General features: G+C 36.7%; 29 protein-coding genes. 14 read left to right on the top strand and 15 right to left on the bottom strand.

Annotation, left to right across the window (positions count from 1 at the left end; translation table 11 throughout):
* Positions 1-43 precede the first annotated feature (43 nt).
* Together ACMAWV_RS11555 and ACMAWV_RS11550 are read right to left on the bottom strand one after the other, a co-directional pair.
* Positions 44-301, bottom strand: a complete 258-nt coding sequence (locus ACMAWV_RS11555) for a hypothetical protein (protein WP_412470339.1) — start codon at positions 299-301, stop codon at positions 44-46.
* An 11-nt stretch (positions 302-312) separates the two neighbouring features.
* Complete coding sequence (locus tag ACMAWV_RS11550; protein WP_393057236.1) at positions 313-1,902, bottom strand: protein-glutamine glutaminase family protein; 1,590 nt, start codon at positions 1,900-1,902, stop codon at positions 313-315.
* A 224-nt stretch (positions 1,903-2,126) separates the two neighbouring features.
* Between ACMAWV_RS11550 and fabF the strand changes: the two genes are divergently transcribed.
* The 6 genes from fabF to ACMAWV_RS11520 all read left to right on the top strand — a co-directional run bounded on the left by fabF (position 2,127) and on the right by ACMAWV_RS11520 (position 7,765).
* Entirely contained in the window at positions 2,127-3,386 is a 1,260-nt protein-coding gene (fabF, locus tag ACMAWV_RS11545; RefSeq protein ID WP_103217825.1) for a beta-ketoacyl-ACP synthase II, read from the top strand.
* Between the two features lie 3 nt (positions 3,387-3,389).
* The gene (gene glyA / locus ACMAWV_RS11540; protein ID WP_103217824.1) at positions 3,390-4,640 is read left to right on the top strand and encodes a serine hydroxymethyltransferase; all 1,251 of its coding nucleotides are present in this window, start codon (positions 3,390-3,392) and stop codon (positions 4,638-4,640) included.
* Positions 4,641-4,741: 101 nt separating this feature from the next.
* Positions 4,742-6,325, top strand: a complete 1,584-nt coding sequence (locus ACMAWV_RS11535) for a YiiX/YebB-like N1pC/P60 family cysteine hydrolase (protein WP_103217823.1) — start codon at positions 4,742-4,744, stop codon at positions 6,323-6,325.
* A 43-nt stretch (positions 6,326-6,368) separates the two neighbouring features.
* Positions 6,369-6,905: a transcriptional regulator NrdR gene (gene nrdR / locus ACMAWV_RS11530; RefSeq protein ID WP_021268241.1), complete on the top strand. Its 537-nt coding sequence runs from the start codon at positions 6,369-6,371 to the stop codon at positions 6,903-6,905.
* The gene (gene nusB / locus ACMAWV_RS11525; protein ID WP_158246856.1) at positions 6,880-7,359 is read left to right on the top strand and encodes a transcription antitermination factor NusB; all 480 of its coding nucleotides are present in this window, start codon (positions 6,880-6,882) and stop codon (positions 7,357-7,359) included. The genes nrdR and nusB overlap by 26 nt, the downstream gene beginning before the upstream one ends.
* Position 7,360: 1 nt before the next feature.
* Positions 7,361-7,765, top strand: a complete 405-nt coding sequence (locus ACMAWV_RS11520) for a hypothetical protein (protein ID WP_103217821.1) — start codon at positions 7,361-7,363, stop codon at positions 7,763-7,765.
* Here ACMAWV_RS11520 and ACMAWV_RS11515 read toward each other — a convergent pair.
* The 5 genes from ACMAWV_RS11515 to ACMAWV_RS11495 all read right to left on the bottom strand — a co-directional run bounded on the left by ACMAWV_RS11515 (position 7,762) and on the right by ACMAWV_RS11495 (position 11,573).
* Positions 7,762-8,526, bottom strand: coding sequence for a HEAT repeat domain-containing protein (locus ACMAWV_RS11515; protein ID WP_103217820.1), 765 nt, complete (start codon positions 8,524-8,526; stop codon positions 7,762-7,764). The genes ACMAWV_RS11520 and ACMAWV_RS11515 overlap by 4 nt on opposite strands.
* Positions 8,527-8,572: 46 nt before the next feature.
* A complete protein-coding gene (locus ACMAWV_RS11510; protein ID WP_412470340.1) occupies positions 8,573-9,622 on the bottom strand; it encodes a hypothetical protein in 1,050 nt (349 codons plus the stop codon).
* Positions 9,623-9,737: 115 nt separating this feature from the next.
* The gene (locus tag ACMAWV_RS11505; RefSeq protein ID WP_103217818.1) at positions 9,738-10,580 is read right to left on the bottom strand and encodes an inositol monophosphatase family protein; all 843 of its coding nucleotides are present in this window, start codon (positions 10,578-10,580) and stop codon (positions 9,738-9,740) included.
* Positions 10,564-10,767: a DNA gyrase inhibitor YacG gene (locus tag ACMAWV_RS11500; protein WP_199177538.1), complete on the bottom strand. Its 204-nt coding sequence runs from the start codon at positions 10,765-10,767 to the stop codon at positions 10,564-10,566. The genes ACMAWV_RS11505 and ACMAWV_RS11500 overlap by 17 nt, the downstream gene beginning before the upstream one ends.
* A 5-nt stretch (positions 10,768-10,772) precedes the next feature.
* Positions 10,773-11,573, bottom strand: coding sequence for an aminotransferase class IV (locus ACMAWV_RS11495; RefSeq protein WP_412470341.1), 801 nt, complete (start codon positions 11,571-11,573; stop codon positions 10,773-10,775).
* 39 nt (positions 11,574-11,612) lie between these two features.
* Between ACMAWV_RS11495 and ACMAWV_RS11490 the strand changes: the two genes are divergently transcribed.
* Genes ACMAWV_RS11490 through ACMAWV_RS11480 form a run of 3 tightly spaced genes read left to right on the top strand, consistent with a single transcriptional unit; the run spans position 11,613 to position 13,978 of the window.
* On the top strand, positions 11,613-12,581 hold the full coding sequence (locus ACMAWV_RS11490; RefSeq protein WP_412475808.1) for a hypothetical protein: 969 nt from the start codon (positions 11,613-11,615) through the stop codon (positions 12,579-12,581).
* On the top strand, positions 12,553-13,359 hold the full coding sequence (panB, locus tag ACMAWV_RS11485) for a 3-methyl-2-oxobutanoate hydroxymethyltransferase (protein WP_412470343.1): 807 nt from the start codon (positions 12,553-12,555) through the stop codon (positions 13,357-13,359). Before ACMAWV_RS11490 ends, panB begins: the two co-directional genes overlap by 29 nt.
* Positions 13,340-13,978, top strand: coding sequence for a type III pantothenate kinase (locus ACMAWV_RS11480; RefSeq protein ID WP_103217814.1), 639 nt, complete (start codon positions 13,340-13,342; stop codon positions 13,976-13,978). Before panB ends, ACMAWV_RS11480 begins: the two co-directional genes overlap by 20 nt.
* On the opposite strand, the gene ACMAWV_RS11475 is transcribed toward ACMAWV_RS11480, so the two are convergent.
* Positions 13,975-14,199 (bottom strand): hypothetical protein, encoded by a 225-nt coding sequence (locus ACMAWV_RS11475; RefSeq protein ID WP_103217813.1) that lies wholly within the window; start codon positions 14,197-14,199, stop codon positions 13,975-13,977. The genes ACMAWV_RS11480 and ACMAWV_RS11475 overlap by 4 nt on opposite strands.
* A gap of 128 nt (positions 14,200-14,327) precedes the next feature.
* Here ACMAWV_RS11475 and coaBC point away from each other — a divergent pair, with 128 nt between their 5' ends.
* Genes coaBC through ACMAWV_RS11455 form a run of 4 tightly spaced genes read left to right on the top strand, consistent with a single transcriptional unit; the run spans position 14,328 to position 18,137 of the window.
* Positions 14,328-15,554 carry a bifunctional phosphopantothenoylcysteine decarboxylase/phosphopantothenate--cysteine ligase CoaBC gene (gene coaBC, locus ACMAWV_RS11470; RefSeq protein WP_412463415.1) on the top strand — a complete coding sequence of 409 codons (1,227 nt, stop codon included), beginning with the start codon at positions 14,328-14,330 and terminating at the stop codon, positions 15,552-15,554.
* The gene (gene panC / locus ACMAWV_RS11465; protein WP_103217811.1) at positions 15,551-16,420 is read left to right on the top strand and encodes a pantoate--beta-alanine ligase; all 870 of its coding nucleotides are present in this window, start codon (positions 15,551-15,553) and stop codon (positions 16,418-16,420) included. Before coaBC ends, panC begins: the two co-directional genes overlap by 4 nt.
* Positions 16,413-17,741, top strand: a complete 1,329-nt coding sequence (hflX, locus tag ACMAWV_RS11460; protein ID WP_103217810.1) for a GTPase HflX — start codon at positions 16,413-16,415, stop codon at positions 17,739-17,741. Before panC ends, hflX begins: the two co-directional genes overlap by 8 nt.
* A 42-nt stretch (positions 17,742-17,783) precedes the next feature.
* A complete protein-coding gene (locus tag ACMAWV_RS11455; RefSeq protein ID WP_412470344.1) occupies positions 17,784-18,137 on the top strand; it encodes a hypothetical protein in 354 nt (117 codons plus the stop codon).
* 5 nt (positions 18,138-18,142) lie between these two features.
* Here ACMAWV_RS11455 and ACMAWV_RS11450 read toward each other — a convergent pair whose 3' ends face one another.
* Both ACMAWV_RS11450 and ACMAWV_RS11445 read right to left on the bottom strand, forming a co-directional pair.
* Positions 18,143-18,415 carry a peptidylprolyl isomerase gene (locus tag ACMAWV_RS11450; protein ID WP_103217808.1) on the bottom strand — a complete coding sequence of 91 codons (273 nt, stop codon included), beginning with the start codon at positions 18,413-18,415 and terminating at the stop codon, positions 18,143-18,145.
* Positions 18,416-18,514: 99 nt separating this feature from the next.
* Positions 18,515-18,862 carry a hypothetical protein gene (locus tag ACMAWV_RS11445; RefSeq protein WP_103217807.1) on the bottom strand — a complete coding sequence of 116 codons (348 nt, stop codon included), beginning with the start codon at positions 18,860-18,862 and terminating at the stop codon, positions 18,515-18,517.
* Positions 18,863-18,973: 111 nt separating this feature from the next.
* On the opposite strand from ACMAWV_RS11445, the gene ACMAWV_RS11440 reads away from it, so the two are divergent.
* Positions 18,974-19,204 (top strand): hypothetical protein, encoded by a 231-nt coding sequence (locus ACMAWV_RS11440; RefSeq protein ID WP_103217806.1) that lies wholly within the window; start codon positions 18,974-18,976, stop codon positions 19,202-19,204.
* Between the two features lie 7 nt (positions 19,205-19,211).
* Here ACMAWV_RS11440 and ACMAWV_RS11435 read toward each other — a convergent pair whose 3' ends face one another.
* The 5 genes from ACMAWV_RS11435 to lpxK form a co-directional block, all read right to left on the bottom strand.
* A complete protein-coding gene (locus ACMAWV_RS11435; protein WP_412470345.1) occupies positions 19,212-20,057 on the bottom strand; it encodes a prepilin-type N-terminal cleavage/methylation domain-containing protein in 846 nt (281 codons plus the stop codon).
* 181 nt (positions 20,058-20,238) lie between these two features.
* Positions 20,239-21,972, bottom strand: a complete 1,734-nt coding sequence (locus ACMAWV_RS11430) for a 30S ribosomal protein S1 (RefSeq protein ID WP_103217804.1) — start codon at positions 21,970-21,972, stop codon at positions 20,239-20,241.
* Positions 21,973-22,140: 168 nt separating this feature from the next.
* Positions 22,141-23,286 carry a hypothetical protein gene (locus ACMAWV_RS11425; protein WP_103217803.1) on the bottom strand — a complete coding sequence of 382 codons (1,146 nt, stop codon included), beginning with the start codon at positions 23,284-23,286 and terminating at the stop codon, positions 22,141-22,143.
* A gap of 5 nt (positions 23,287-23,291) precedes the next feature.
* Positions 23,292-24,371, bottom strand: a complete 1,080-nt coding sequence (locus ACMAWV_RS11420; protein WP_392993404.1) for a DUF3108 domain-containing protein — start codon at positions 24,369-24,371, stop codon at positions 23,292-23,294.
* Between the two features lies 1 nt (position 24,372).
* Positions 24,373-25,446, bottom strand: a complete 1,074-nt coding sequence (gene lpxK / locus ACMAWV_RS11415; RefSeq protein WP_103217801.1) for a tetraacyldisaccharide 4'-kinase — start codon at positions 25,444-25,446, stop codon at positions 24,373-24,375.
* Positions 25,447-25,454 lie beyond the last annotated feature (8 nt).

Here is a 25,454-nt window from a genome sequence, read left to right as displayed (position 1 = left end):
TAATTCTTAGATAAAAAAAGCCTGCTTATAGCAGGCTTTCTTTTTATAAATTTTTACAGCTTTGTATTTGAAAAGTTTTGTAATTGTACTTAATCTCAACCTTCTCTTTTGATTTAATTGCCTTTTGAAAGCACTTCGCATCTTTTTTACTCGCTCGGTAAAAGGGAGCACTCTCCACGAAGCTAACAGTAATTTCATCTTTCTCTAACTTAAAAGTTGAGACATGGTATTGTGATGTGGCCAGATTGGCTGCATAAGTAGATACAAAGCTTAGTAATGTACAAAGAATTATTTTTTTCATTTTACTTATTCCTAAAGAATTCTCTTCTCATAATTTGCTAGTAGTTCCTTAGCTGCCTTTGATCTTGCTTCACGGCTCATCATATTGGCCGCAGTTTGCGGGTGATATGATTCCCTACTAGCAATTCCAAAAGCAGTCTTACCTACACTCACAGCATCTAAACTTGGAGGAAACCCCACATGATCGACCTTAGAAGCATCTGCTCCCATTGTCTCTAGCCACTCATTAACATGAATCGGTTTTGAAGCAATAGCAGGATCAATGATCATCTTTGAAACTCCGCCTCTTCCATTATCAACATAAACAACAGGTGCCGTATGATAACTCCAGTAAGGATATTGCTGATTAGGAATTTTAAGTTTTCCTGATGCCCAGGCCTTATCTGCGATAACACCTTCTTCTTCAAACATATTAACCATAAGTTCTGAACGAGCATAGCATCCGTCTTGTACGTACTGCCAGGCCATCCCTTCCATTGCACGGGCCTTCTTAAAAAGCTCATTTGCTTTTTGAATCGAGATAACACCACTAGCACGTGGACGATAGTCTTGAACTTTTTCATATGAATCAGCAGCATAGTAACTATCACCATCGCGACAGCTATTCTTTGGTAAGAACTGGCGATTGATATACTGGCTATTGATATTTCCGTTTACGACATCAACAAGATGAACGAAGTCTAAATTATCTCTTTCGCGCACCGATTGCCTTCCAAGGCCGATAATATCTCCCTGAATCTCTTTTGGACAATGAGGAAGAACTGTTTTTAGGTAGTCGCTAAATCCAGCATCCTGCATGCTGAAGAAAGTTGTGGAGTTGTGCCCCATCGCTTCAGGTGCCTTTCTTTGAACAGTAAGACGTGACTTCTCATACTCTTCATTTCTCTCAATAACAGCACCACCAAGAGTACGAGCATACTTGATATAACTATCGTTCTTAGTGAACTGAGCATTACCTCTCGTATCGCGAGAGTAATTGATAGGCATATACACATTACGAGCTGGATCAAAGATTATGTAGTGATTATCGCCACACTTTTTAATAGTACACTTAGTGGCCATCTCACACTGATGATTTTTGTTATTATTATCTTGGACCCACATCTTTGTGTATGCTTGAGTCACCTTTTCATTTTGATTTTCAATATCGTCTTCAACACCTTCTAAGATATTCTGTAGGCTATCCCTAATTTCTTCTTGGGAAGGATCAATATTTCTAATAAGTGAGAAGATAGATTTTTGGGCCTCATCCATTGCTTGGATACGAGCGGCCGGTGTATCAAATTCTTGTACTGCTCTTTGAGAAACAAATTGCTTACTATTGGCATTATGAAAAATAATTTCTTTTCCATCGCTAATCGTCCTAACAGGAAAAAGCTCAGTTTCCTTGGTGCTTCCATTGCGATAAATCCCAAATAGGTGACCACTTTGATTTCGCTGAAGAACGACCTGCGAGTCACCATCTTCACAAATGACAACCGGAACTTCTGCGGGAGCATTACAGCTGTCAAAGCGCATATCATTGGCAAATTCAACGGAAACCTTTGCGCCAAAAGTGTAAACAGATAAAATTGATAAAATTAATAGGTTAATCTTTTTCATGGCAGTCTTATCGTATAAGTCGTTAAAAATATTAAGTTATTAATGATAAAAATAGATATAGCGTTCAACCTATTGAAATTGCGTTAAATATTAAACAGTAATCCTTGAAAAGCGTAAAAATTAAGACCCTCTACGCCTTGTCAAAATGCCTGCAAAATTATCAAATACTAGGAAAAAAACTTAGAAGAATTGAATAAAAAATAAAGGAAGATAAAGGAATATATATGAGTAACAGAAGTAATAAACGTGTTGTTATCACAGGCCTTGGAACAATTTGTGGATTAGGTCACAACACACAAGATGTTTGGAATGGACTAATCGAAGGAAGATCAGGAATCTCAGAAGCTGAAAGCTTCCCTATTCCAGATCTAGCAATCAAAATTGCTGGTGAAGTTAAAAACTTCGAATTAGATGAAAATATCATGGAAGCTCGTGAAGCGAAAAAATATGACCGCTTCATTCACTTTGCACTTCACGCAACTGAAGAGGCCCTAAAAGACTCAGGTGCAAACCTAGAGGATTTCGATAAGTACAAAGTTGGTGCAATCCTTGGAGTTGGTATTGGTGGTTTCCCAATTACAGAAGAAACAGCAAGGACATTTGTCGAGCGTGGGCCACGTCGTATCTCACCTTTTTTCATCCCGGCGATTATTCCAAATATGGCAACTGGTGTTTTAAGTATTAGACATGGATTCATGGGTGTTAACTACACTGTTTCATCTGCATGTGCATCTTCGTGCCACGCTATTTCAAATGCGGTAGAAGAGATTCGTTCTGGCCGTCATGACCTCATGATTACAGGTGGAGCTGAAGCTGTTATCTGTAACCTAGGTATGGGTGGATTCATCAATATGAAAGCATTTTCAAAGCGCGTTGATGAGCCTACTAAAGCTTCTCGTCCATTTGATATTGATCGTGATGGTTTTGTAATGGGTGAAGGTGCTGGAGTTCTAATTCTTGAAGAATATGAAAGTGCAGTTAAGAGAGGAGCTAAGATCTATGCAGAAATCGTAGGTCACGGTGCAACTTCAGATGCTCACCATATTACAGCTCCACATCCAGAAGGTGATGGTGCTTACGGTTGTATGAAAAAAGCTATCGAAGATGCAGGTATTTCTCCAGAAGATATTGATTACGTAAATGCTCACGGAACATCAACTCCACTTGGAGATGTTGCAGAAACTGGTGCAATTAAAAGAGTACTAGGAGAAGAGCATGCAAAGAAAATAAATGTATCTTCAACTAAGTCAATGACTGGTCACCTTTTAGGTGCTGCTGGTGGTGTTGAGACTGTCTTTACAGCTCTAGCTCTTCACCACGGGATTATTCCACCAACGATTAACATCGACAATCAAGACCCTAAATGTGATCTTAACTACACTCCTAATAAGGCAGTTAAGAAAGATATTAAATACGCCCTTAATAACTCATTTGGTTTTGGGTCGACTAACTCTTCATTAGTACTGAAGAAAATTGAAGGATAAAGAATGTTTCATAAAAACGCCAATAGCCTAGAAAAAATGGATGAGGAAATTTTCTCATTAACAAAAAAAGAACTAGCGAGACAAGAAGAAGGATTAGAATTAATTGCTTCTGAAAACTATACTTCACTTGCAGTAATGGAAGCACAAGGTTCAGTACTTACAAATAAGTATGCCGAAGGTTTACCTAACAAGCGCTACTACGGTGGGTGCGAAGTTGTTGACTCAGTTGAACAGCTTGCAATTAATCGTCTATGTGAATTGTTTGGATGTAAATTTGCAAACGTACAACCTCACTCAGGTTCAAGCGCAAATATGGCCGCATACTTTTCAATCATTGCTCCAGGAGACAAAATTCTTGGGATGGATCTATCAGAAGGTGGCCACCTAACTCACGGTTCACCGGTAAACTTCTCTGGAAAATATTTTGATGTAAAGTTTTATGGATTAAATCCTGAAACAGAAATGATTGATTACGATGATGTAAGAAGAGCTGCTAAAGAACACCAACCAAAGGTAATCGTAGCTGGTGCATCTGCATATCCAAGAACAATTGACTTCGCTAAGTTCAGAGAAATAGCTGATGAAGTTGGTGCTTACTTAATGGTTGATATGGCCCATATCGCTGGCCTTGTTGCTGCAGGCCTTCACCCTTCACCATTTCCTCACGCGCATATTGTAACGTCTACTACACATAAAACATTACGTGGACCACGTGGTGGTATTATCCTGACAAACGATGAAGAACTTGCAAAGAAGATAAACTTCAACGTTTTCCCGGGAATTCAAGGTGGACCTCTTGAGCACGTTATTGCTGCGAAAGCGGTATCTTTTAAAGAAGCTCTTGATCCACAATATAAGGAATATCAAAAGCAAGTTATTACAAACGCTCAAGCATTAGCTAAACAGCTAATTGAGCTAGGAATGGAAATTGTTTCAGGTGGTACAGATAATCATCTAATCCTTATGAAAACTGATCCAGCAGGCGTTACAGGTAAAGTTGCGGAAAAGGCTTTAGAAGAAGCAGGAATTACTTGTAATAAGAATATGATTCCAGGGGATACAAGATCTCCATTTGTAACGAGTGGGATTCGTCTCGGAACACCTGCACTTACAACTCGTGGAATGGGTGAAGAGCAGATGAAGCAAATAGGAACTTGGATTGTCGAGGCCCTAAAAAATGCTGAGAATGAAGCCGCTCTTAAGGACATCAAGTCGCAAGTTGAAAAGCTTTGCAAAGAATTTCCTGTCTACTAATTTCAATACTTTATAGAGGATAGTAGCCTACTATCCTCTAATATTAATAAAATTTCTTAAATTAGCCGATAACTAAATGAGATTTAGTTTGTGGGGATATTGTGAGGAATTTTCATTCGAAATTTATTTCAGTCATTTTAGTTTCAACTTTGTTATCGTCTTGTGCTTCTACTGTCGATCAAATAGAAATGGCCTATGATCAGTACTCTGCTGCAGTATCTCGCTATATCGCTTCAACAACACCAGACTACAATCCATCTAAGTTCAAGATCAGCAAAGAAGTTATCTATGAACTTCAGGAAGCCGTTGAAAAAAATCTTGTGTGGCGAATGGACTTTGCAAAAGCACAAAAGAAAAATAATCAGAGTTCTCTAAAATTTATTTCACCGTATTTTGATTCGAATCAAAAAATAACTTCTGAGCTAAATACATTTTTAAAAAATATTTCGTGGGTAACAGATCCAACAACACGTTTTGAAATACGAACTAATCAAACGACACTAGTTGAGCAAAGACGAGAAATATATTTTGAGGGAAAACGAAAGCTTAAAAGACAAGAAAGAGATATCGACTACGCAATCATTAATCCTTATGACATAAAAGGTGCCGAAATTATAAAGGCCATAAAAATTGGTTTTATCGCAAATATTGCAATCTATGAAAATCACTTACTATTAAAGAATAAAATTCGTGAAGCAATAAAAAGTGAAAAAGATATTACTCTTCAAAAAGAGCTTGAAAATTATCACAACAACCTTGTCAACAAGCTTGTTAAGTCCCCTTCTCATAGGAGACTAGCAAAGATGGCCGCAATTTATCGTGATATAAAAATATTTGAAGAAGTTAAAAATAAAACAAGAATTTCTTATTATATCAATCCACTTATTGAAGAGACGCTTGTCTATAATGAATTGATTAAGAGCTATAATAAAAAGAAAAGATGGAATGAAATTACTTCTTCACTTCAAAATACAATCTCATCGATGGCACTTAAAGATAAGACTTACTATGTAGGCTACTTTAATAAAGCTATCAAATTTGAAAATTTAACAGGTGGTCAAGTTACCTATTTAGGAAAAACAGAAAAAGACCATTTAGTTTATCAACTTAAACCAATGGACATTATTTTTACTCATAATAAGAATAGCTTTAATAACGCTGTCGTCGATCGCTTTTGGGATAATGTTGGAATCTGGATTGGTTCTTGGGATGAAATCGTTAAGCTTGGATTATCTAAGCATCCTCTCATTATTAAGTATCGTAATGAGATTCAATCTAAGAACCTCAACTTTATTACAACAACAAGAGAAGGCATCAAACTAAAAAGTATCGAATCGATCTATAATCAAGACGACCTTGCTGTAATTCGAAAAAGAAAATTATCTTATCATGAAACAACTCAAGGAATTGTTCTGGCCCTAAGTAATATAGGTAAGCCATATGATTACAAGATGGACCCTTCAGATACAAGTCGCATTTCATTTGCGCAGTTAGTCTTTGAATCCTTTCCTCAGATTAAGTGGGATAAGTCCCACATGTACAAACAAGAAGCTGTTGCTCCATATAAAATTACACAGCGCACAGGAGAACAACAAGACTTTTTCACGGTTCTTCTCTACCATGATGGAAACGAAGTAATGGAAGACCTTGAGGATAATTTCAGAAAGCTCTCTTCTCTTCAATAAATATTCACACCGTAAAAATGGGAATATGCAATGCATTCATATTATGCTAAAAATAGATATGTATTGCCCAAGTTGCCAAACACCTAACACAAAAGTTATTGATTCCAGACATCTGTCAGATGGACTTGCTGTTCGTCGTCGCAGGGCATGTCTAAATTGTGACTTTCGTTATACGACTTATGAGAAGCTTCAGCTTCAAGTTCCGGCACTTGTAAAGAATGACAAAAGACGAGAGCCATATAACCGCGAAAAAATTTCGAAAGGGATCAATAAGGCCTGTCAAAAAAGACCTTTAACTACGGCACAAATCAACCGATTAATTGATGATGTTGAGATGACTCTATCGCAAATGAACAATATCGAAGTTCCTGCGAAAATTGTTGGTGAAGTTGTTATGGAAAAGCTTTACGAGCTAGACCCTGTTGCCTACGTTAGATATGCTTCATTCTATTGGAACTTTAAAGACATCGATGGCTTCATCGAAAGTTTACAAAAGAGCATCGGTCAATTTGGAAATTTAAAAGAAAAGTTTTTATTAAATAAGGATTCAACTAGTGAAAAACCAAGCATTCAACAATAAGTCAGCAGCACGTCGTTTTGCTTTTAAATTTATCTACAAATTATTTTTAAAAGACTTCAAAACAGAACTTGAAGAATATAAAGATGATATTGGAAAGCTTAAGGCCGATATTGAAATGTTTGAAGAATCATACATGAAAGAAGACGAAGAGCACCATGATAATGATATCAACCCAAGCGTACAAAGCTTTGGTAATAAACTAATTACAGGTGTTATCAAGAACTTTCCTGAAATCAAAGAAACAGCATCAGCTTATATTCTAAAAAGAAGCTTTGATTCAGTAGATGCAATTGAAAGAGCAATTATTTGCCTTGGAACTTATGAGATTAAGTTTGAAGATACTCCAAATAATGCTGCAATCAATGAGTACATCAACCTTGTAAAGAGCTATGGGAAAGAAGAATCTAAAAGCTTTGTTAACGGAATCCTAGATAAGGTAAGTAAAGCACAATAAAATGGCACTAAAGCACGAACTCTTCACATTAATAAATGAAAAAGTTGGCGCAGTCATCTGTCTCTATGACGAGCAACAAGAAAGTTCTGCTCAAATCCTCGAGGCCATTAACCATCTCGTTGATGGCACACTAGAGGAAAGAATTTTAAAGTCTAAGAATAAAAATCTAATTAAAGATAGCTTAAGCCATTACTTCTTTTCAAAGAATTATGGTGAACAACTCAATATCATTTTCACTTCAATTCCTAATACACCTTCTCAAATTGAATTAAAGCAATTCATTGGTGTTTTAGATGCTCAGAAGAAAACTCATATCGAAGAGAAAGAGATCGTTGTGATAAAACCTAAAGGACATGCCTTTAAGTTTCATCACCCATCATTTCAGATTAATCATTTTGAATACTAGCGGATAACTACTGCCGCTTGAGAAATTTTAGACCAGAAACGTTTCTTCTCTTTTAAGTTACCGTTTGGCGCTTTTCTACCAGTAATCTTCTCTAATGTATCAGAGATTTCACTGTGAATATCAGAATATTTTTCTTTTTGAATCATTGATAGAAGAGGTTTCTTAGCTTTTTCAAACTTAAGATCACCTATTGTAGTAATAATTTCTTTTACAATATGGGCCCTCTTTGTTGATTTAAGTTTTTCATTGATATGATAGTTTCTCTTATCATATAGCATGGCCCAAATATTTGGAGCGAGGTCTGTAAGGTTTAACTTCTTAACATTCTCTAGTGCTTGATAGCGAACAATTAGAGAATTGTCTTTTAGAGATTGCTTATAAACATCCTTATAATCTGTTTGATTTAAAGCTAATAATGATTTTAGAGCGGCCATTCTCATAACCCAGTTAGGATGCTTCGCAAACTTAGAAATAAATGGAGCTGATTTCTTTCCCATAACTCTACCAAGTAAGAAAGTGGCCATCCAACGATTTTTCTCTGGATACTTTTCGTTCTTCATTACATTGATAAGTGCCGCTACTGACTTTCCTTTAAGCTTTAATACTTGCTGTTTAAGCTTATCCATTTCAGCAGACTTTAGATTGTACTTGAATTGTCTTTCTAGCTTCTGCGTTAAGACAGCTTGATGTGCCTTGTGATTAACAGCAGAGTACGAGTTAAAACTAACAATTAATGTTGCAATAAGAAGTAGTTTTTTCAAAAGACATCCTTGTCCAAATAAACTTATAAGATTTTAGTAATTAATTCTAACCTAGCATTTTCTCAAATTCACTTAAAAGTTCTTCTGCAGATTTTTGCTCAGCTGATTCATTATCAGGCGCTTTCTCAGCAGCAACATCGGCCACTGGCGCAGGAGCAGGTGCCTCTGCTTCTTCAATTGGTTCAGGGGCTGCATCCATTGTCGGTTCATCAAAAGATTCTTCGAAAACCTCAGGAGCTTCTTCCATCAGCGTCTCAGGTTCAGGAATTTCAACTGGCCCTGGTGCTTCGACTGGCTCTTCCTCAGGAGAAGTAAATTCATCTGGCTCAGGAGAAAGATCAACCTCAGGTTCGGCTTCTGGAGTTAAGTCAATCTCAGGCTCTGAAGGTTCAGTAGGCTCTTGCATTACTGGAGCTGCTCCAGAATCCGCTAATTGCGCTTTAAGTTGTTCATTTTCTTGCTTAAACTTTCTAAGGTCAGCAAGATCACCTTCAATCATTTCATATTCTTTAAGTCTAGCTTGAAGCTCATCTCTTTCAGAAGCTAGAGCTGATACTTCAGCACTACTATCACCGGCCGTGGCACTAGCAGTTTTTAAAGTTTCAACTTGTGCTTTTAACTGTGCAATTTCAGAATTTAGATTTGTTATAATTTGAGCTGAATCAGAATTAGAACCCGATTGCTCAACAACATTAAGTTGTGCTTCAAGGTCTCTAATTAGAGAATCCTTATTTGCAATTTGTCCATTTAGTGCAGCAATTTCTGCATTCTTACTTGCAAGCTGTGCACCATCAACATTACCTGTTGGAAGACTTCCCCCAGGAACTACAGAAGGAATCCCCTCTCCTGTATCTAATCCACCGCCTCTAAAAAGAGATGACTTAAGAGCATTCGAGTTTTGAATAACTGAGTCTAGATAGCTCTTTAGAACATTTGCTGGAATTTGATGTTGTAACTCCTGCATACGTTTTCTTGTATAAAACCAATAAACGACGATGATACAAATTAAAAGTATAAGAATAGAGAATAAAATATAAAAAACGTTGTCACTAACGTACATCATTTCTCTTGATAATCTCGTGATAGAATTCGTCACTTTTTAATCCTTTTAATATATAAACCTTTGATTATTTTAACATAATCAGCGCTATTTAAAAGATATGAAAAAATAGCAAAAATGAACCTATAAAGTAGGTGTTTGGCCGAGCTTTTTAATCAGAAACCATTTCATTTAGTTTCTCATAAAGGGGATTTCTGCCTACAATAATTGTCTCTGAGAAGATATTATGATCATGACCATTATACTCTGTTACTTTTGCACCAGCTTCTGAACAAATTATTTTTCCAGCGGCTACGTCCCATGGGGCCAGCCCCTTCTCCCAAAAGCCATCAAAGATTCCACGGGCCACATAACAAAGATCGATGGCCGCTGAGCCAAGTCTGCGAACAGCAGAGATATTAACCATGACTTTTTTAAATTTTTTGAACTCATCATTAAATGGCTTTCCCTTCTCTGTGGCAAAGCCAGTTGCTAATAGAAAACCACGATCTCTTGAGCGCGTTTTTTTTAGTTGAGTCTTTTCTTTGCCCTTCATAAGATATGCTCCATTGCCTTTTGTAGCACAATAAAACTCACCTTTTTCAGGGATATAAATTACCCCAACAACCGGTTGAAGTTTATAAGTTAGCGAAAGACAAACACAGTAATGTTCCAGGCCGTGGACAAAATTATTTGTACCATCAAGGGGGTCAATAACCCAAAGGTAGTCGCTATCTTGGTATTCCTTAAGATGCTTATAATCACCTTGGTACTTGTGATAGAAGTCTTCTTCGGCCAATACAGGAATATCTGAATGTAGTTTATAGAGCTGATCTATAATATATCCCTCAGAAGCATGATCTGCTGCTGAGACTGCGCCTTGAGCATCTTTATAACTAATCGATAAATTTGAAAGATCTTTTTGATAAGGTTTTAAAATTCTTCCAGCTCCACGAGCAATTCTAATCAACTCACCTTCAATGGCAATAAGTTCACTCTTAGTAATCTTCTTCATCCTGTCTCTTTCTAATTACGGCCTCTAAATCACTTTCAGATAATGGCTCATTACTTGCGACTGTATAATTTTCAGTAAGCCACATTCCTAAATCAACCATTTTACATTTCTCACTACAAAATGGACGAAATTCACTTGAATAATAATTAAACTCTTTTGAGCATTCAGGGCATTTAACCTTCAACACTTTTGTCACCAAATTTCTCCGTAAAACTCGTTAACTAACTTCTTAATTTGTGTATCTTCATTATAAGCTACTTCATCTATACTTGAAATATGCCTTATGCCATTAAATGAACTTGTAGAAAAACAACTTTCAAATTCATGTAGTTCTGCTGCATGAACGCGCATCTCTTTTAGCGGACGTCCTAATTTCTCTAGCATAAACTTAATTCTCTCAAGGGAAATTCCATCAAGAACACCAAACTCAGCAATGGGAGTAATATACTCATCCCCTCTCTTAAAAATAATATTAGCTGTAGGTAGCTCTAATATATATGATTCAGAATCAAGCAAGAGAACGTCATCATAACCTTGGGCCAAACACTCTTTTCTCAATTGAAATTGAAATTGGTAATTACTGCGCTTTAAAAAGTCGGGAAAGTTTCGATCAGGATAATAGCAACGAGACATAATCTTTAAGGCACTCGTTAATTGCGATTTTTCTACCGTCCAAATCCAATATTGAATTTTTCCAGATAGTTCACGATAGAATGTAATTCTTAGATAAGCATGAGCAATAGAAGTAAACTCATCAAGAATTTTAGCTGTGGCCAATTGGACTTCATCAATTAAAGATTTACTAAAATCATTAGGCCAACAATATTGAAAAGACTTCTCTAATCTTTCACGATGCTGATCCCAAAAAATCGCCTTTCCCTCTTTAACAAGTATTGTTGTAAAAAAAGAATTCCCCCAGAGATTTCCCTCATTAATTAATGCATCACGTGCTGTTAAGCCTTTTTTAGAAAAATAGATTACTTCCTGTGCCATAACTTCCCTTATTGTTTCAATCCATGATATCTAATTTTTATGATGAAAAATAGTAGCGATAATATTTCTAATGATATTTTAATTATTGGCTTTGGCTCTCAAGCAAAATCATGGTCACTTAACCTAAGAGATTCTGCTCGATCAGTCACTATAGGCTTGCGCCAAGGTAGCAGCTCAATCGCCCTTGCAAATAAGATGGGGTTTCCAACAATTGATATCAATAATTCGAAAATTGCTAATTATGAATTTATCATCATCCTAACACCAGATGATACACATGAAGAAATCTTAACTTCTCTTCAATTCTCTGATACGAATTTTAAGCAAAGATTAGTTTACGGTCATGGCTATAGTGTTATGTACCAAGACCTACGATCAAAGATTCCTTCACATGAGCACTTTCTCTTGGCGCCAAAAGCTATTGCAAGTGAACTACGCTTTGGTTACGAAACAAATGCGCCCTTAACTGCTGTTGTTAATTGTGAAGATGAGAAACTTCTAAAGCTATCAAAAGATTTAGGCATTAGTGTTGGCCCAATTGTCGCAAGCTTCGAAGAAGAAACTATTTGTGATCTCTTTTCTGAGCAATCAATCCTATGCTCAGTCATTCCCCAAGCTGCAAGGCTGTCATTTGAAACCCTGATTGCAAAAGGTCACACTCCAGAGATTGCTTATATCGAATGTTGGCATGAGGTTAAACTCATAGCTGACGCCATGATAAAATTTGGCCCAACCGAGTTTATGAAGCTCATCTCTCCAAATGCCTTTATGGGTGGAGAAATGGCCAAGTCACTGATTTTTGATGATGAGTATCAGAACAAGCTCAATAAAATCTATAAAAATATCGAAAACGGCTCTTTTGCCCGTGAAATTCTTCATACTGATTTCCAAAAGCAGCTCTCTCAGGTTATAAGTGAGTGGAATAACTTAGAAATCACCAAGGTTTATAATAGCTTTGGAAAGAAATTGGTTCACGGGAATGAAGAAGCTAACAACTCGCAAAATTAGAAAATCAAAACTTTCTGCAACAGGAAAGTCACTACAAGTTCTTACTTGTTACGATTATCAAACAGCTCAAATGTTAAATGAAACTGAGCTTGATATGATTCTTGTGGGCGACAGCCTTGGTAATGTTGTTCTTGGTTATGATACGACTGTTCAAGTTAGCCTAACAGAAATGTCCATTTTTGGTGCAGCAGTAAGAAGAGGTGCTCCAAATAAATTTGTTATTGTTGATATGCCTTTTGGTTCATATACAACTTTTGATAAGGCCCTTGAAAATGCCACAAAGCTATTTCAAGAAACTCAAGCTGAAGCACTTAAGCTTGAAGGTGCCTACCCTCACCAATTAGATATCATCAAAAGACTTACTCAATCAGGGATTCCTGTTATGGGCCATATTGGTCTAACGCCTCAAAGCGTTCATGAGCAAGGTGGTTACTATACTCACGGTAAGGATGATTCGGATAAAGCAAGACTACTTGCCGAAGCAAAACTTTTAGAAGAAGCTGGTTGTTTTTCAGTTGTTCTTGAATGTGTCACTGATGAGATTGCGACAATTATTACAAGAGAGCTTTCAATTCCAACAATTGGAATTGGAGCCGGAAAAAATACAGATGGGCAAGTTCTTGTGATTAATGATCTCTTGAAGATGGGACCTGGAAAGTATCCAAATTTTTGTAAGCCAATTGCTAACTTCTACGAACAAAAACTAAAACTCATTAGTGAATATATTCTTAAAAGTAAAAAAGCGGATAATTCAGACGATGCAGACCTACACCATTGATAGTGGAAACACTTTCTTAAAAATAGGTGTTTTTAAAGATAGCATTCTAAGAGATGTTAAAAAATTAAATATCTCAGATTTTAGTTTTAAATTTGAAGAGAGTGCTCCAATTATCTATTCTAATGTCTCAAAAGAAATAACAGACTTACTGCCTGAAAGAGCAGAGAATGCGAATGATCTTATTAGGGATTTTAAAACGACTTACGATCCAAATAAGCTAGGTATTGATCGCAAGGTAATTTCCCATTACCTACAAAAGAATTTTCCGAACGAAAAACTTCTACTCGTCGATACAGGAAGCTTCATCACATTTGATGAAATTGATCATGGAAAACATCTTGGTGGCCCGATCTTTTTAGGACTGGCAAATTACTTAAAATCATACCCAGAATTTTCAGCGAATCTTCCCCTACTAAGTGAAATCGATATAAATGATATGACTAATACAGAACAGGCCATCTCACATGCCTACATGGCCTATCTTGAGATGATTATTTCCCAAGTGAAAAAATATAATCAACACAGAGTCATTTTAACTGGTGGTGATTCTCATAAATTAAAAGATTGTGGTGAAATCCAGAGCGAACTAATTCATCATGCTCTCTTTAGTCTACTTTAACCTACAAAGTTCTTTTTAAAATTTGCTGGAATTTCGATAGCGCGATACTTCTTGCCATTAGAAAGTCGTAGCCAATAACCTTCCTTAACATCACCTTCAATAACGATATTAATTGGCTTCATTGACACGATATGATCGTAATTTATGTAGATTAGTTCTAGTGTATCTCCCAGTGCTTGTACGTCACGTTGTGAGATGATTGAGAACTTACCAAATTTCATAAACTTACCTTTGTTACTTATTACACAGGCCTTCCGAATACCTTCAGATATTTCAAATTCAATGGCCTAAATCCTTAAAAACATATATAAGATAGACACATAGTATTAACAACCAGAAAGTTAAATATATGAAAATATTAGTAGGTGTATGTGGCTCAGTTTCCGCTTATAAATCAATTGAGTTTGTAAGAGGGCTGGTAAAGAAAGGTCACGAGGTAAAGGTTATTTTAACAAGTGGAGCAACGAAATTTGTTCATGCTGACCTCTATACTTACCTTGGTGCCGCCCAAGTCTATAGCGCGCAATCTGACTTTAGTGGAAGTGTCGAAACAAAATCTGTTCTTCATATTGAGCTAGCAAAGTGGGCAGACTCACTTCATATTTATCCGGCCAGTGCTAATACAATTGCCAATCTTGCCATGGGTAAGGCCGATGATCTACTAACATCAATCTTTTTAGCAGGATGGGATAAGTTTCAAACGATTATTTATCCTGCCATGAATACGTCAATGTGGACGAATCCAATCACTCAAGAAAATATTGACCTACTTGAGAGGCTGAATAAGCAAAGTAATATCTTTATCTACCCACCAGCTTCTGGTGAACTCGCATGTGGTGATGTCGGTGCGGGAAAAATTCCAGCAGTTGAAGAGGTCCTGGCCAATTTTGATGCTATCAACCCATCAATAAATGAATCATCAAAACGAGTTGTTATTACAGCGGGAGCAACTGTTGCTCCAATTGATCCTGTACGTTTTGTAACAAATCCATCATCTGGTAAAACAGGTTATGAAATTGCAAAAGAATCTCTTCGCTTAGGATATCAAACGACAATTCTACTAGGACAAAACTCATGTCCAGAATTTCAATTTTTAAAAAGCCTTCCAGGAGTTAAAATCATTTCAGTTCGCACAACGGATGAAATGTATGAAGCAGTTCTTGCGCTTGAAAATCAATTTGATACTTATATTTCAACGGCCGCCATTAGTGATCTAAAATTTAAGACAGCAGAAGGTAAACTAAAGAAGGAAGCCCTATCTTCTAGTTTAGAATTTGAAAAGGCCCAAGATGTTCTTGCTCATGTTGTTGCCAATAAGTTAGAGAATCAAATTATTGTCGGATTTGCTGCTGAAACAGATCTTTCTAAAGAAGTCTTAGAATCAAAATATAATCGTAAGCCAACGAAACTCTTAATCGGAACTCATGTCGACAGTGGCCTTTGTAAGAGTTCACGAAAGGGCTTTGGTAATAATGAAGCTTACTACACAATCCTTAACGATGGCGTAATTGCCTTTACTGGTGAGCTATCAAAAATCGAGTTAGCAAAAGAAATATTTAAAAGGATTAAAGCTTGAAGTTAATTCAAACGCGATCAGATTTAATTGCAGCAATGAAAGAAGTCTCACACGACTCTCTTGGCCTTGTTGCAACAATGGGAAATCTACACGCAGGTCACATGAGCCTTCTAACAAACGCTCTTGAAACCTGTGATAAAGTTGTTGTCACAATCTTTGTAAACCCAAAGCAATTTGGAGAAAATGAAGATCTGGATAGCTACCCTCGAACACCAGAACAAGACCTTGACCTAATCAAGGAAACGGCAGGTAATCGTGCCGCTGATATATTAGTTTTCCTACCAAAAGATAATAGTGAAGTTTATCCAGCAGGCTTTAACACGACGGTATCAGTTGATGGTATTACGCAAAAGCTATGTGGACAAAGTCGTCCGACGCACTTTAGTGGTGTGACAACTGTTGTTTATCAACTCTTCACACTAATTAAACCAAGCCAGGCTTTCTTTGGTCAGAAAGATTATCAACAAGTTTGTGTCATTAGGAAAATGGCCCATGACTTAAATCTTGAACTTGAAATTAAAACAGTGCCAATTAAACGCGAAGAAAGTGGCCTTGCCCTTTCATCACGAAATGGCTACCTGACAAGTGAAGAAAAAGAATTTGCTCTTATTCTTCCAAATAAATTAAATGAACTAGAAAATCTTCTAGCAAGAACGACATGGGTTGAAGCACAGGCTCAGCTTAACGAAATCCTTGAGGAAACTTTAAAAGATTCAAATTGGGATTATCTTGAAGTACTTGATAGTACTAATTTAGAAGATGTTGAATCAAATACAAAAGAAGTTGTTATCGCTGGTGCATACTTTGTAGGAAGTAAACCTACTCGCCTTATCGATAACAGATTAGTGGAAATTACTTATGCTTGATAATGAATTTTTTATTTCACGTGAGGCAAAGGCCTCTCTTGTTTCTTTAGTTTGTCCAAAGTTTAAAGAACATGCGACAGAAAAAGACACTCTCCGTTCACTTGGAGAGCTTAGAGAACTAATGCGTACACTGGATATTGAAACAGGTGAACAGTATATTCAAAATAAGAAGACTGTTGATCCTGGAACAATCTTAGGAACAGGAAAGCTTGAAGAAATCGCAATGGATGCAAAAGCTGAAGGCTCGACTCTTCTTGTTTTTGACTGCGAGCTTACATCTTCACAAATTAGAAATATCAAAAAGCTAACAGGAATGTCGGTTGTTGACCGTTGCCATATTATTCTTGAGATCTTCTCTGAGCACGCCCGTACAAAAGAAGCACGTATTCAAATTGAAATCTCACGTCTGCAATATATCCTTCCTCGCCTGGCCGGTTTCTGGTCTCACCTTGGCCGTCAAAAAGGTGGTATTGGTGTCCGTGGTGGAGAGGGTGAACAGCAGATCGAGCTTGACCGTCGTATCATTCGCGAGCGTATCGAGTTTTATAAGAAAGAGCTTAAAGAGGTTGAAAAATCTCGTATTGAGCAAAAGAAGAAACGCTCAAAAAAGGCCATTACAACGGCCCTTGTTGGTTATACAAATGCTGGGAAGTCGTCTCTTATGAATCGTCTTTGCCGCGTAAACGTCTTAGAAGAAGATAAGCTATTTGCGACTCTTGATTCGACATTTAGGATGTTAAACCCAGATACAAAGCCGCCGATGATCCTTATTGATACGGTAGGTTTCTTATCAAACCTTCCAAACACTCTTATTGATGGTTTCAAGACAACTCTTGAATCTGCCCTAGAAGCGGACCTTCTAATAATCGCTTGTGATATTAGTGATCCTAATTACGAAAAGCATCTTGAAGTTACAAATAATGTACTAAGTGAACTTGGACTTGCTGATAAAGAGCGCTTCATTGTCTTCAATAAGAAAGATAAGTTAAATGATAAGATTACTGAAACTATCATCAAGAGAAAACATCCTAATAGCTTTGTGATCTCTAGTTTTAATACTGATGAAATTGATAACCTTCGTGAATACATCGTTAACTTCTTTTTAGAAAAGCAGAATAATTACGATCTCTTTATTCCATATGATGCAGGGGCCGCACACTCAATTGTGGTTTCAAAAACAAACGTCATTAAAACAAGTAATCACGAAAAAGGGATCTACTATCAAGTTAGAGTACCTGACTTTATTTATAATCCATTAGGGTTACAAAAGTTTGAACTCGGACCTCACGATCCCCTTCTAGACGAACTAGACGAAGTCTAAGTAAAAAATTAAATTTAAATTTTACTATTCCGATGAGCGAGTATGAACAAAATCATACTCGCAACACTACTATCTATGCTATCTTGGTCTGCCTTTTCAGCAGTTAAAACAATCGACGTTGAAGCTTATTTTAAAACAGATATGGACTTCATGTTCTCAATCAAAAATAAGAACTACGATAAGGTCATTCTCGACTGTCAGGGTTTTATCAATGGCCTAAACCTATATAGCACACGTGGACACGATATTTTCACTCTTCCAGGATATGGACATTGCATGGCCATTCACAATGAAATCATTAAGAATATCAAAGATGAGAAAAGTTCTTGTTTAGTATTAAATGATAAGGAAGGGCAAATACTAGTTCTGGACAGCAAGTGCCCAGAACAGAAGTAGAAGTCTTAAGAGATTCTCTTAATTAGGTGGTAACCAAATTGCGTGCGAACGATTGGAGAGAGCTCTCCAACTTCTAGTGCAAACGCAGCTTTTTCAAATGGTGCCACCATCATCCCTTTTCCAAACTCTCCAAGGTCTCCACCTTGTTGCCCAGAAGGACAATTAGAAAAATCTTTTGCAAGTTCTTCAAAAGTTTTTCCATCTTCAAGCTTTTTTAATAAATCTTTCGCTTCATATTCTTGATCAACAAGAATGTGAGCACAACGAATCTTAGACATAGTTTTTCCTTTGAATATATTTTTTAAGAATGAAATCGCCAATAGTATGTTCCTATGATTACGAGAATTATAATGGCAAGGCCAAGATACATGTAAAACTCATCCCTCTCCATTAAAGTCTCCACAAATACGATCGAGGTTAGAAAGTAAATTTGCAATATCTAACGGTGCCTCTATAACACGCTGAGCACCCTCTTCACCCTTCGTCACAAGTTGAACAACAGGGATATTTTGGCAAAACTCTGATTCGATTTTTCCAATTGTATCGGCCGTGATTGTCGAAAGATCCACAAGGATGACTTCAGGCACAATATCTCTGATAAAATGAAAGGCCTCTTCTTCATTAGATAGCGTGAAGAAATCTCCACCGACTTCCCTACCTAAGGCCTCGATAGCAGTAATCATCATTTGGTTATTAGATAAAAAGAATAGTTTTTTAATTTTCACGATTAAGCCTTCGTATGTTACATTTAATCAATAAGAGTAATGGGAGTCCACATGTCTAGCCGCATTAAAATTATTGATAACCTATCCAATTCTACCTTATATGAGTTTTCAATGGAAGACGCAGATCGTGCTTATCAAAAATCTGAAGAGCTGGAAGAAATGGGCCTTGATATTAAGCTAGTTATCCCTTCAGTCTCGCAAACTCTTATTGAATCTCTCGGTGCCTCAAGTGAAACAGTTGAAAAGCTTAAGGAAATGCTGGATGAAGAAATTGCCTCTCATATCGATGAAGAAGATGGAGGGTGCTCAATTTGTCTTCCAGATGGAAAGGTTCATCAATAAATTAAGATCAAAGTTCTTCATTTAGAAGAGCTTCCATCTTCTTTGTATTCTCTTGAAGAGATTTTAAAGATTCCATTGCCTTTTGAAGTTCAGGATTATTTTTTACGGCCTTACTAATATCTTCTTGTGACAGTGATTGACCAGTTTTCTGGGCCGCTTCGTTGATTGATTCCTCAAAGACCTTATCGTAATCAGTCTTTTTCGAAAGATCGTTATTTACTGACTCTTGACTAGATTCACTCTCGCTAGGGTTTGAATCTGAACCACTAGTTGCTTCTGCAGTTGAGGAACTCGAAGAAGTATTCATAAAAGGTATCTTTGGTAAATATATTCCACCCAGAACCCCGCAGTCCTCTACTCGATTTGAATCATTCACAAATAGATCAACCTCAAATCGCTTAATAATCGTCTTTCCACCATAAGCATTATTATTCATACGATTAAGTTCTAAATTTAATTTTAATTCCGCACGGTGAAAGTCTTGTCCTTCTACCTTGTTCACATAGAAGTTCGAAATATACATTGAAGAAAGAACGAAATTCGTTCCGTTAACCTTATCTCCTATCGTGTACTTTGCCTTACCATCAGGTCTAACTATCTCTTCAAGAATGAGATCATTCTCTATCACCCCAAGCTTTCCTAGAGACCTTTTACAAATCCCAGGCTTTGCCATATAGGCCTTAATTGCATTAGCGTAGTTATTTAACTCTGTTTGATTAATTGCAGTCTTTGTCGACTTCATTTGAGTCTTCATGAAACGAGCGAATCCAAGTGCTATAATTGCTAAAAGGCCTGCTGCCATAACAATCTCAAGCAGGGTAAAGCCAGAGTTATTTTTTGTGATTTTGTGCATAAATATATTTTAACGGAGAACTGAGTTTGAAGAAAGAATAAATATAAATTCCATCCTGGACATGCGTCCGCGGGCATGCGTCCGCTCTCGGCTCCTGCCTTCGCGGACATACCGTCCATCCTGGACATAAAAAAGGCCACCCTAGGGGTGGCCTCGTATAATCAACTACTTAAGTAGTAGATTACTCGTCATTTCCAAGGTTGAAACCTTTAAGAACGTCACCAAGAGTCGCAGACTTAACTACTTCTTGTTGCATTCCCTGAGTATCAGAGTTTAGAGCAGACTTCATAGAAAGAGCGATTTTCTTCGCATCTTTATCTAGAGAGATAACCATAGCTTTAACTACGTCACCTTTCTTAACTACGTCTTCTGGCTTCTCAACTCTATCTTCAGATAGTTCAGAAATGTGAACTAGACCTTCGATACCAGTTTCAAGTTCAACGAAAGCACCAAAATCAGTTACTCTAACGATTTGAGCTTCAACGATTGTACCAACTGGAAGTCTTGTTTCAATTTTCTTCCAAGGATCTTCTTTAAGTTGCTTAACACCTAGACAGAATTTTTGGTTCTCTTTATCAACTGAAACTACAGCAGCTTCAATCTCATCACCAACTTTGTAATCATCGTTTAGGTTGATATTTTTCTTAGTCCAAGAGAAATCAGATACGTGAATTAGAGCATCTACTTCTTCACCAAGGTCAACGAAGATACCAAATTCAACGATTGATTTAACTTTACCAGTAACTTTTGAACCTACAGGGAACTTAGCTTCTAGAGCATCCCATGGGTTTTCTTGAAGTTGCTTGATACCAAGAGAAATTCTCTTGTTTTCTACGTCTACTTCTAGAACCTGTGCTTCAACGATTTCACCTACAGTGAAGTGCTTAGTTGGGTTCTTGATAGAGTTTGTCCAAGACATTTCAGAAACGTGGATTAGACCTTCGATTCCGTCATCAAGCTCGATGAAGATACCGTAATCTTTAACAGATACGATTTCACCTTTAACTTTTGTTCCTGCAACATACTTATCTTGAGCAGCTTCCCAAGGGTTTTCTTGAACTTGCTTAAGACCAAGAGAAACTCTTTCTTTTTCTTTATCAAACTTAAGGATCTTAACTTCGATTTCGTCACCAAGAGTAAGGATATTTGATGGGTGCTTAACACGTCCCCATGACATATCAGTGATGTGTAGAAGACCGTCAATTCCACCTAGATCGATGAATGCACCGTAATCAGTGATGTTTTTAACGATACCCTTAACAACCATTCCTTCTTCAATTTGAGAAAGAACTTCACCACGTAGTTTACCTCTTTCTTCAGCAAGAATTGCTCTTCTTGAAAGAACGATGTTTCCACGTTTCTTGTTAAACTTGATAACTTTGAATTCCATCTTTTTACCGATGAATTTATCAAGGTTTCTAGTTGGTCTAACATCAATTTGTGAACCAGGTAAGAAAGCCTTAACACCGATATCAACAGATAGACCACCCTTAACTTTTGCTACAACTGTACCAGTAACTGGAGTACCGTCTTCACATGCTTCAGAAATTTTATCCCAAGCTTTAAGGATTTGAGCTTTGTCCATTGAAAGAACTAGGTTACCTAGGTGAGACTCTAGTTTATCAAGATAAACTTCAATTTCGTCACCAAGTGCAACTTTTAGAGAACCATCGTAGTTAGTGAATTCTCTTTTTGGAACAAGACCTTCTTGCTTGTATCCAATGTCAACAAGTACGTAATCTGGTGAGATGTTAACAATTTTACCTTTGAAAACTTCACCTTCTGTAAATGTTGGAGTTTCTGTCGAATCTAGTAGTTTCGAAAACTCTGTTTCATCTCTTGTCTCGATGTCTTCACCAAGAACAACTTCGTAACCTTGCATCCAAGATTGTTTTAGATTGTTTAAATCTGTCATAATTTACCTCATGGAAGGATTATTAACTGTGTCCAATCAATATTCCTTATATTTTTTGATTCTAAGGGAAACCCTTAGTGTAAATCTCTTCTACTGAAGACAACTTACAATTTTTTGATTTTGCGCATCTTAAGTTTTTTGGGGCCCTACGTCAACAATAAAAACTTATTAATTATAGAACCTTAGGCGTTTGTTCAGGTGCTTTTCGTACAGTTTAAATAGGTTATATTTATAACCATCGATACCATGCTCATTCCATAGCTCATCACGAGACTTAAGACATGATTCCTTATACTTAGTATTATTTTGGACGATATCTTTAACTCTAGTCCTCAACTCACGTGCATCACCTTGACGGTAAGTCGCAAGAGAGCCGTGATAGATTCGATGAAGTTCCTCCGTCGTAGCATTGCGCGGAACAGCAGTAGGAATTCCTTTAAGGATTGCCAGCAGTGCGTAGTCTTCAATTGGAGATTTTGACGTGTACGAAATCCAGATATCAGAGCGTACTTCATAAATATTATCGTGCTCATGAAATTCAACGTAATTTTCAAGTTTATACTCTGCAATTCTATCCTTTATCGGATTATAAAGGATATTTCTCTCCCACTTTCGATTTGAGAAGATATGCAGCTTAAATCTCTTAGGTAGCTCATTGTCTAAATTCAAGGCCCATAAAGCCTCTAAGCAAACTGAGAGATCATTTAACTCAACTTCGTGATCATTAACCCAACAAGAAAGGTGAATTAAGTTTTCCTCATCAAAAGTATATTTTTTCTCAAAGTTAATCTTATCAACACCAAGGCCAGAAGAATAAATCTTACGTACAGGCACATCCATATGAGTATTAATTGAATCAATCATCTCCCTAAAAGGAATAAAGATCAGATCAATTCTTCCTATCAGGCGACGATACCAAAACTGTTTATAGAATTTACTCACTTCAAAATTAATTGTGAAAAAGAGTGCTGTTAAATTTCTCTTTCTTAAGAACGAGGCCAGCGGCCATAAGAAATTTAATTGATAGCAGTGAACGATATTAATATCGTAACGCTTTATTATTCCTCTAAGTTTTGAAAGCTTATACCAATTCCAAACTCTTAACTTAGTTGTACCTGTATGGAAAATACAATCGATCCCGGCCTTTTTACACTCTCTATGCAAGAACGAGTCTTTTAAGCAGTAAATGAAGATATTATGGCCAATTTCTTTTAACAAAATACTATCTCTTAAGAGCATGCGCTCCTTCGAACCTGAACTATAGGTTGGAGAAACATAAAGAATATTTTGTTGTTTTCTAAAAATATTAACCATTAACTTTACTTACCAGTATCCTTTCCCGCTTTATGAGAGATAAGCTCTCCTTTTACAGTTCCAATTTTAACCTTTGCAGAGAACTTAAGTACAGTCCTAGTTTCATCAGTTGAAATCCAAAAATTTATATCGCCAGATTTCTTTAGAACCCCAGGAAATTGTGTTTGGGCAGTTATCTTATAAGCTTGATAAGCTTTTCCCATTATAGTGATATCTTCTATTTCATCGACAGTCGCTTTTAAAAGCCACGCCTTACCTCTTGTAATAATTGGAAAATCAAAGCTTGTTCCAATCTTCATTGGAATACCGCGAATAAAATAAAGAGCGGAAAAAGAATCAGTAAAGTATCGTGGTAGAGAGTCTACTTTCTTAATCTTCTTTGTTTTTCCTTTCTTCAGACGATTATAAAAAAAGTAGGTCTTCAGTTCGTCATGATCAAATAGTTGAAGATCATCCACAACCTGTCCTGATTCACGCTGCTTCATTTCATACTTTAAAGAAGAGAATTTTCCATGGTCCGCATCGACATAAACATCAAGAGTATCTTTTAGCTTATAGATACCTTCAAAATATTCAGCAGATTCTAAAAGAGCATTTACATGAAGAACTTCTTTTTCTCCGATCAGTGCCATCGGTTGTGTTGTAATCGTTGCGATCCCCGCCTTAAAGATTGACCAAGTAATCTCATATTTGAATTCTTCACCAACAAAGAAGATCGGCTTATATGAATCCCAATATTTCTTTGATTCTTTATCAAATTTTAAAAATGCTTTTGGGTAATCTTCTTTTTCTTGAGGATTAGTTTTTACCTTTGGAGCCGCTTTAACAACAGGCTTAGCTTTAACAACTTTTTCTTTTTTCTTTGCAACTTTCTCAATCTCCTTCTCTTCAATTGAAGAAGAAAAGGGAGTCGGTGTCGGAGCAGGCTCTTCGACTTCAGTCGTTTTAAACTTCTCTAAAGTCTTACTTTCCTCATCAGAGAAAATTTCCACTAGATCCATATCATCGCTATCACTTTTCATAAGTGCACCAGCACAACCAAAAAGTAATAAAGCCAAAAGACTTAAAGAAAAAATATTTCTCACTCTAACCTCTAACAACCGAGTTGATTTTATCTTTTACAAATTGTTCACCTTTTATAAACTCGATACCAATTTGCAGGTAGTGAATTCTCTCACTACTAGAACACCTCTTCATTTTAACAATATCTTTCTCTGTTGTAAGAATGATGGCATCCTTTTCTTGTGCTAGTTCCACTAAGCCTTCTAACTCACTAACTTTATAAAGGTGGTGATCAGGAAAATTAAAATCGTCAACTATATTTGCATCAAGTTGCTTAACTAACTTTAAGAACGCCTCAGGAGATGCAAGTCCAGAAACACAGATTACACTTTTTCCTTTTAAGTCAGTCAAAGCATAATCTTCTTCATGTAAGAGGTTCTTAATTGCACTTGGAGCATACTTAAAGAAACCGCTCGGCGTATTCGGTTTACAGTTTTTAAGAATATAACTTTCTAACCTTTCAAGTTTATCTTCAGTTACAAGATCTGCCCTACCAAATAGAACAATATCCGCTTCTCTTAGAGCACTTACGCCCTCTCTTAAGTATCCCCTAGGAGGACAATGATACTTCGACATTGGAAGTAGAGAGTCGAAAAGAACGATATTCAAATTGCGGTTGATTTTTAAATGCTGAAACCCATCATCAAGAAGAACAACATCTGCTTTTTCTTCTTCATAATATCGTCTTAAATTATCACTTCGGTCTGCACCAACAACAACACTAGCATTCTTTAGATTGCGACTTAAAACAAGTGCCTCATCACCAAAAACAAAAGGGTTTTCACTGATTTTCTTTCCCGTTTTAATGATTCCACTTGAGTTCTCTAATTCGCCCTTATAGCCTCTCGTTAGAACCATCGTCTTTTTATTTAAAATATCATTCAAATAATTACCAATCCAAAGCGTAAAAGGTGTTTTTCCTGTTCCACCTAGCGATAGATTTCCGATACTAATAATTGGTACTTCAAAAGATGATGATTTTAGAATTCCCATCTTGAAAGCAAAACGACGTAAACGATAAATCCACTCCCACAAAAAACTAACAGGAGTAAGAGCAACGGAAAAAAAGTTAATGAGTTTTATATTAATATTATTCATGATTCCTC

Source organism: Halobacteriovorax sp. RT-1-1 (assembly GCF_047085455.1).
In the GTDB taxonomy this organism is placed as follows: domain Bacteria; phylum Bdellovibrionota; class Bacteriovoracia; order Bacteriovoracales; family Bacteriovoracaceae; genus Halobacteriovorax_A.
Note: the sequence above shows the minus strand (reverse complement) of the source record. Positions and strands in the feature narration are given on the sequence as shown.

Excerpts from the sequence above, each read along its gene's own strand:
- ACMAWV_RS11555 (WP_412470339.1), bottom strand. The coding sequence starts at position 301 with ATGAAAAAAATAATTCTTTGTACATTACTAAGCTTTGTATCTACTTAT.
- ACMAWV_RS11550 (WP_393057236.1), bottom strand. The coding sequence starts at position 1,902 with ATGAAAAAGATTAACCTATTAATTTTATCAATTTTATCTGTTTACACT.
- fabF (WP_103217825.1), top strand. The coding sequence starts at position 2,127 with ATGAGTAACAGAAGTAATAAACGTGTTGTTATCACAGGCCTTGGAACA.
- glyA (WP_103217824.1), top strand. The coding sequence starts at position 3,390 with ATGTTTCATAAAAACGCCAATAGCCTAGAAAAAATGGATGAGGAAATT.
- nrdR (WP_021268241.1), top strand. The coding sequence starts at position 6,369 with ATGCTAAAAATAGATATGTATTGCCCAAGTTGCCAAACACCTAACACA.
- ACMAWV_RS11520 (WP_103217821.1), top strand. The coding sequence starts at position 7,361 with ATGGCACTAAAGCACGAACTCTTCACATTAATAAATGAAAAAGTTGGC.
- ACMAWV_RS11505 (WP_103217818.1), bottom strand. The coding sequence starts at position 10,580 with ATGAAGAAGATTACTAAGAGTGAACTTATTGCCATTGAAGGTGAGTTG.
- ACMAWV_RS11495 (WP_412470341.1), bottom strand. The coding sequence starts at position 11,573 with ATGGCACAGGAAGTAATCTATTTTTCTAAAAAAGGCTTAACAGCACGT.
- ACMAWV_RS11490 (WP_412475808.1), top strand. The coding sequence starts at position 11,613 with ATGATGAAAAATAGTAGCGATAATATTTCTAATGATATTTTAATTATT.
- panB (WP_412470343.1), top strand. The coding sequence starts at position 12,553 with ATGAAGAAGCTAACAACTCGCAAAATTAGAAAATCAAAACTTTCTGCA.
- ACMAWV_RS11480 (WP_103217814.1), top strand. The coding sequence starts at position 13,340 with ATGCAGACCTACACCATTGATAGTGGAAACACTTTCTTAAAAATAGGT.
- ACMAWV_RS11475 (WP_103217813.1), bottom strand. The coding sequence starts at position 14,199 with ATGAAATTTGGTAAGTTCTCAATCATCTCACAACGTGACGTACAAGCA.
- coaBC (WP_412463415.1), top strand. The coding sequence starts at position 14,328 with ATGAAAATATTAGTAGGTGTATGTGGCTCAGTTTCCGCTTATAAATCA.
- hflX (WP_103217810.1), top strand. The coding sequence starts at position 16,413 with ATGCTTGATAATGAATTTTTTATTTCACGTGAGGCAAAGGCCTCTCTT.
- ACMAWV_RS11455 (WP_412470344.1), top strand. The coding sequence starts at position 17,784 with ATGAACAAAATCATACTCGCAACACTACTATCTATGCTATCTTGGTCT.
- ACMAWV_RS11450 (WP_103217808.1), bottom strand. The coding sequence starts at position 18,415 with ATGTCTAAGATTCGTTGTGCTCACATTCTTGTTGATCAAGAATATGAA.
- ACMAWV_RS11440 (WP_103217806.1), top strand. The coding sequence starts at position 18,974 with ATGGAAGACGCAGATCGTGCTTATCAAAAATCTGAAGAGCTGGAAGAA.
- ACMAWV_RS11435 (WP_412470345.1), bottom strand. The coding sequence starts at position 20,057 with ATGCACAAAATCACAAAAAATAACTCTGGCTTTACCCTGCTTGAGATT.
- ACMAWV_RS11430 (WP_103217804.1), bottom strand. The coding sequence starts at position 21,972 with ATGACAGATTTAAACAATCTAAAACAATCTTGGATGCAAGGTTACGAA.
- ACMAWV_RS11425 (WP_103217803.1), bottom strand. The coding sequence starts at position 23,286 with ATGGTTAATATTTTTAGAAAACAACAAAATATTCTTTATGTTTCTCCA.
- lpxK (WP_103217801.1), bottom strand. The coding sequence starts at position 25,446 with ATGAATAATATTAATATAAAACTCATTAACTTTTTTTCCGTTGCTCTT.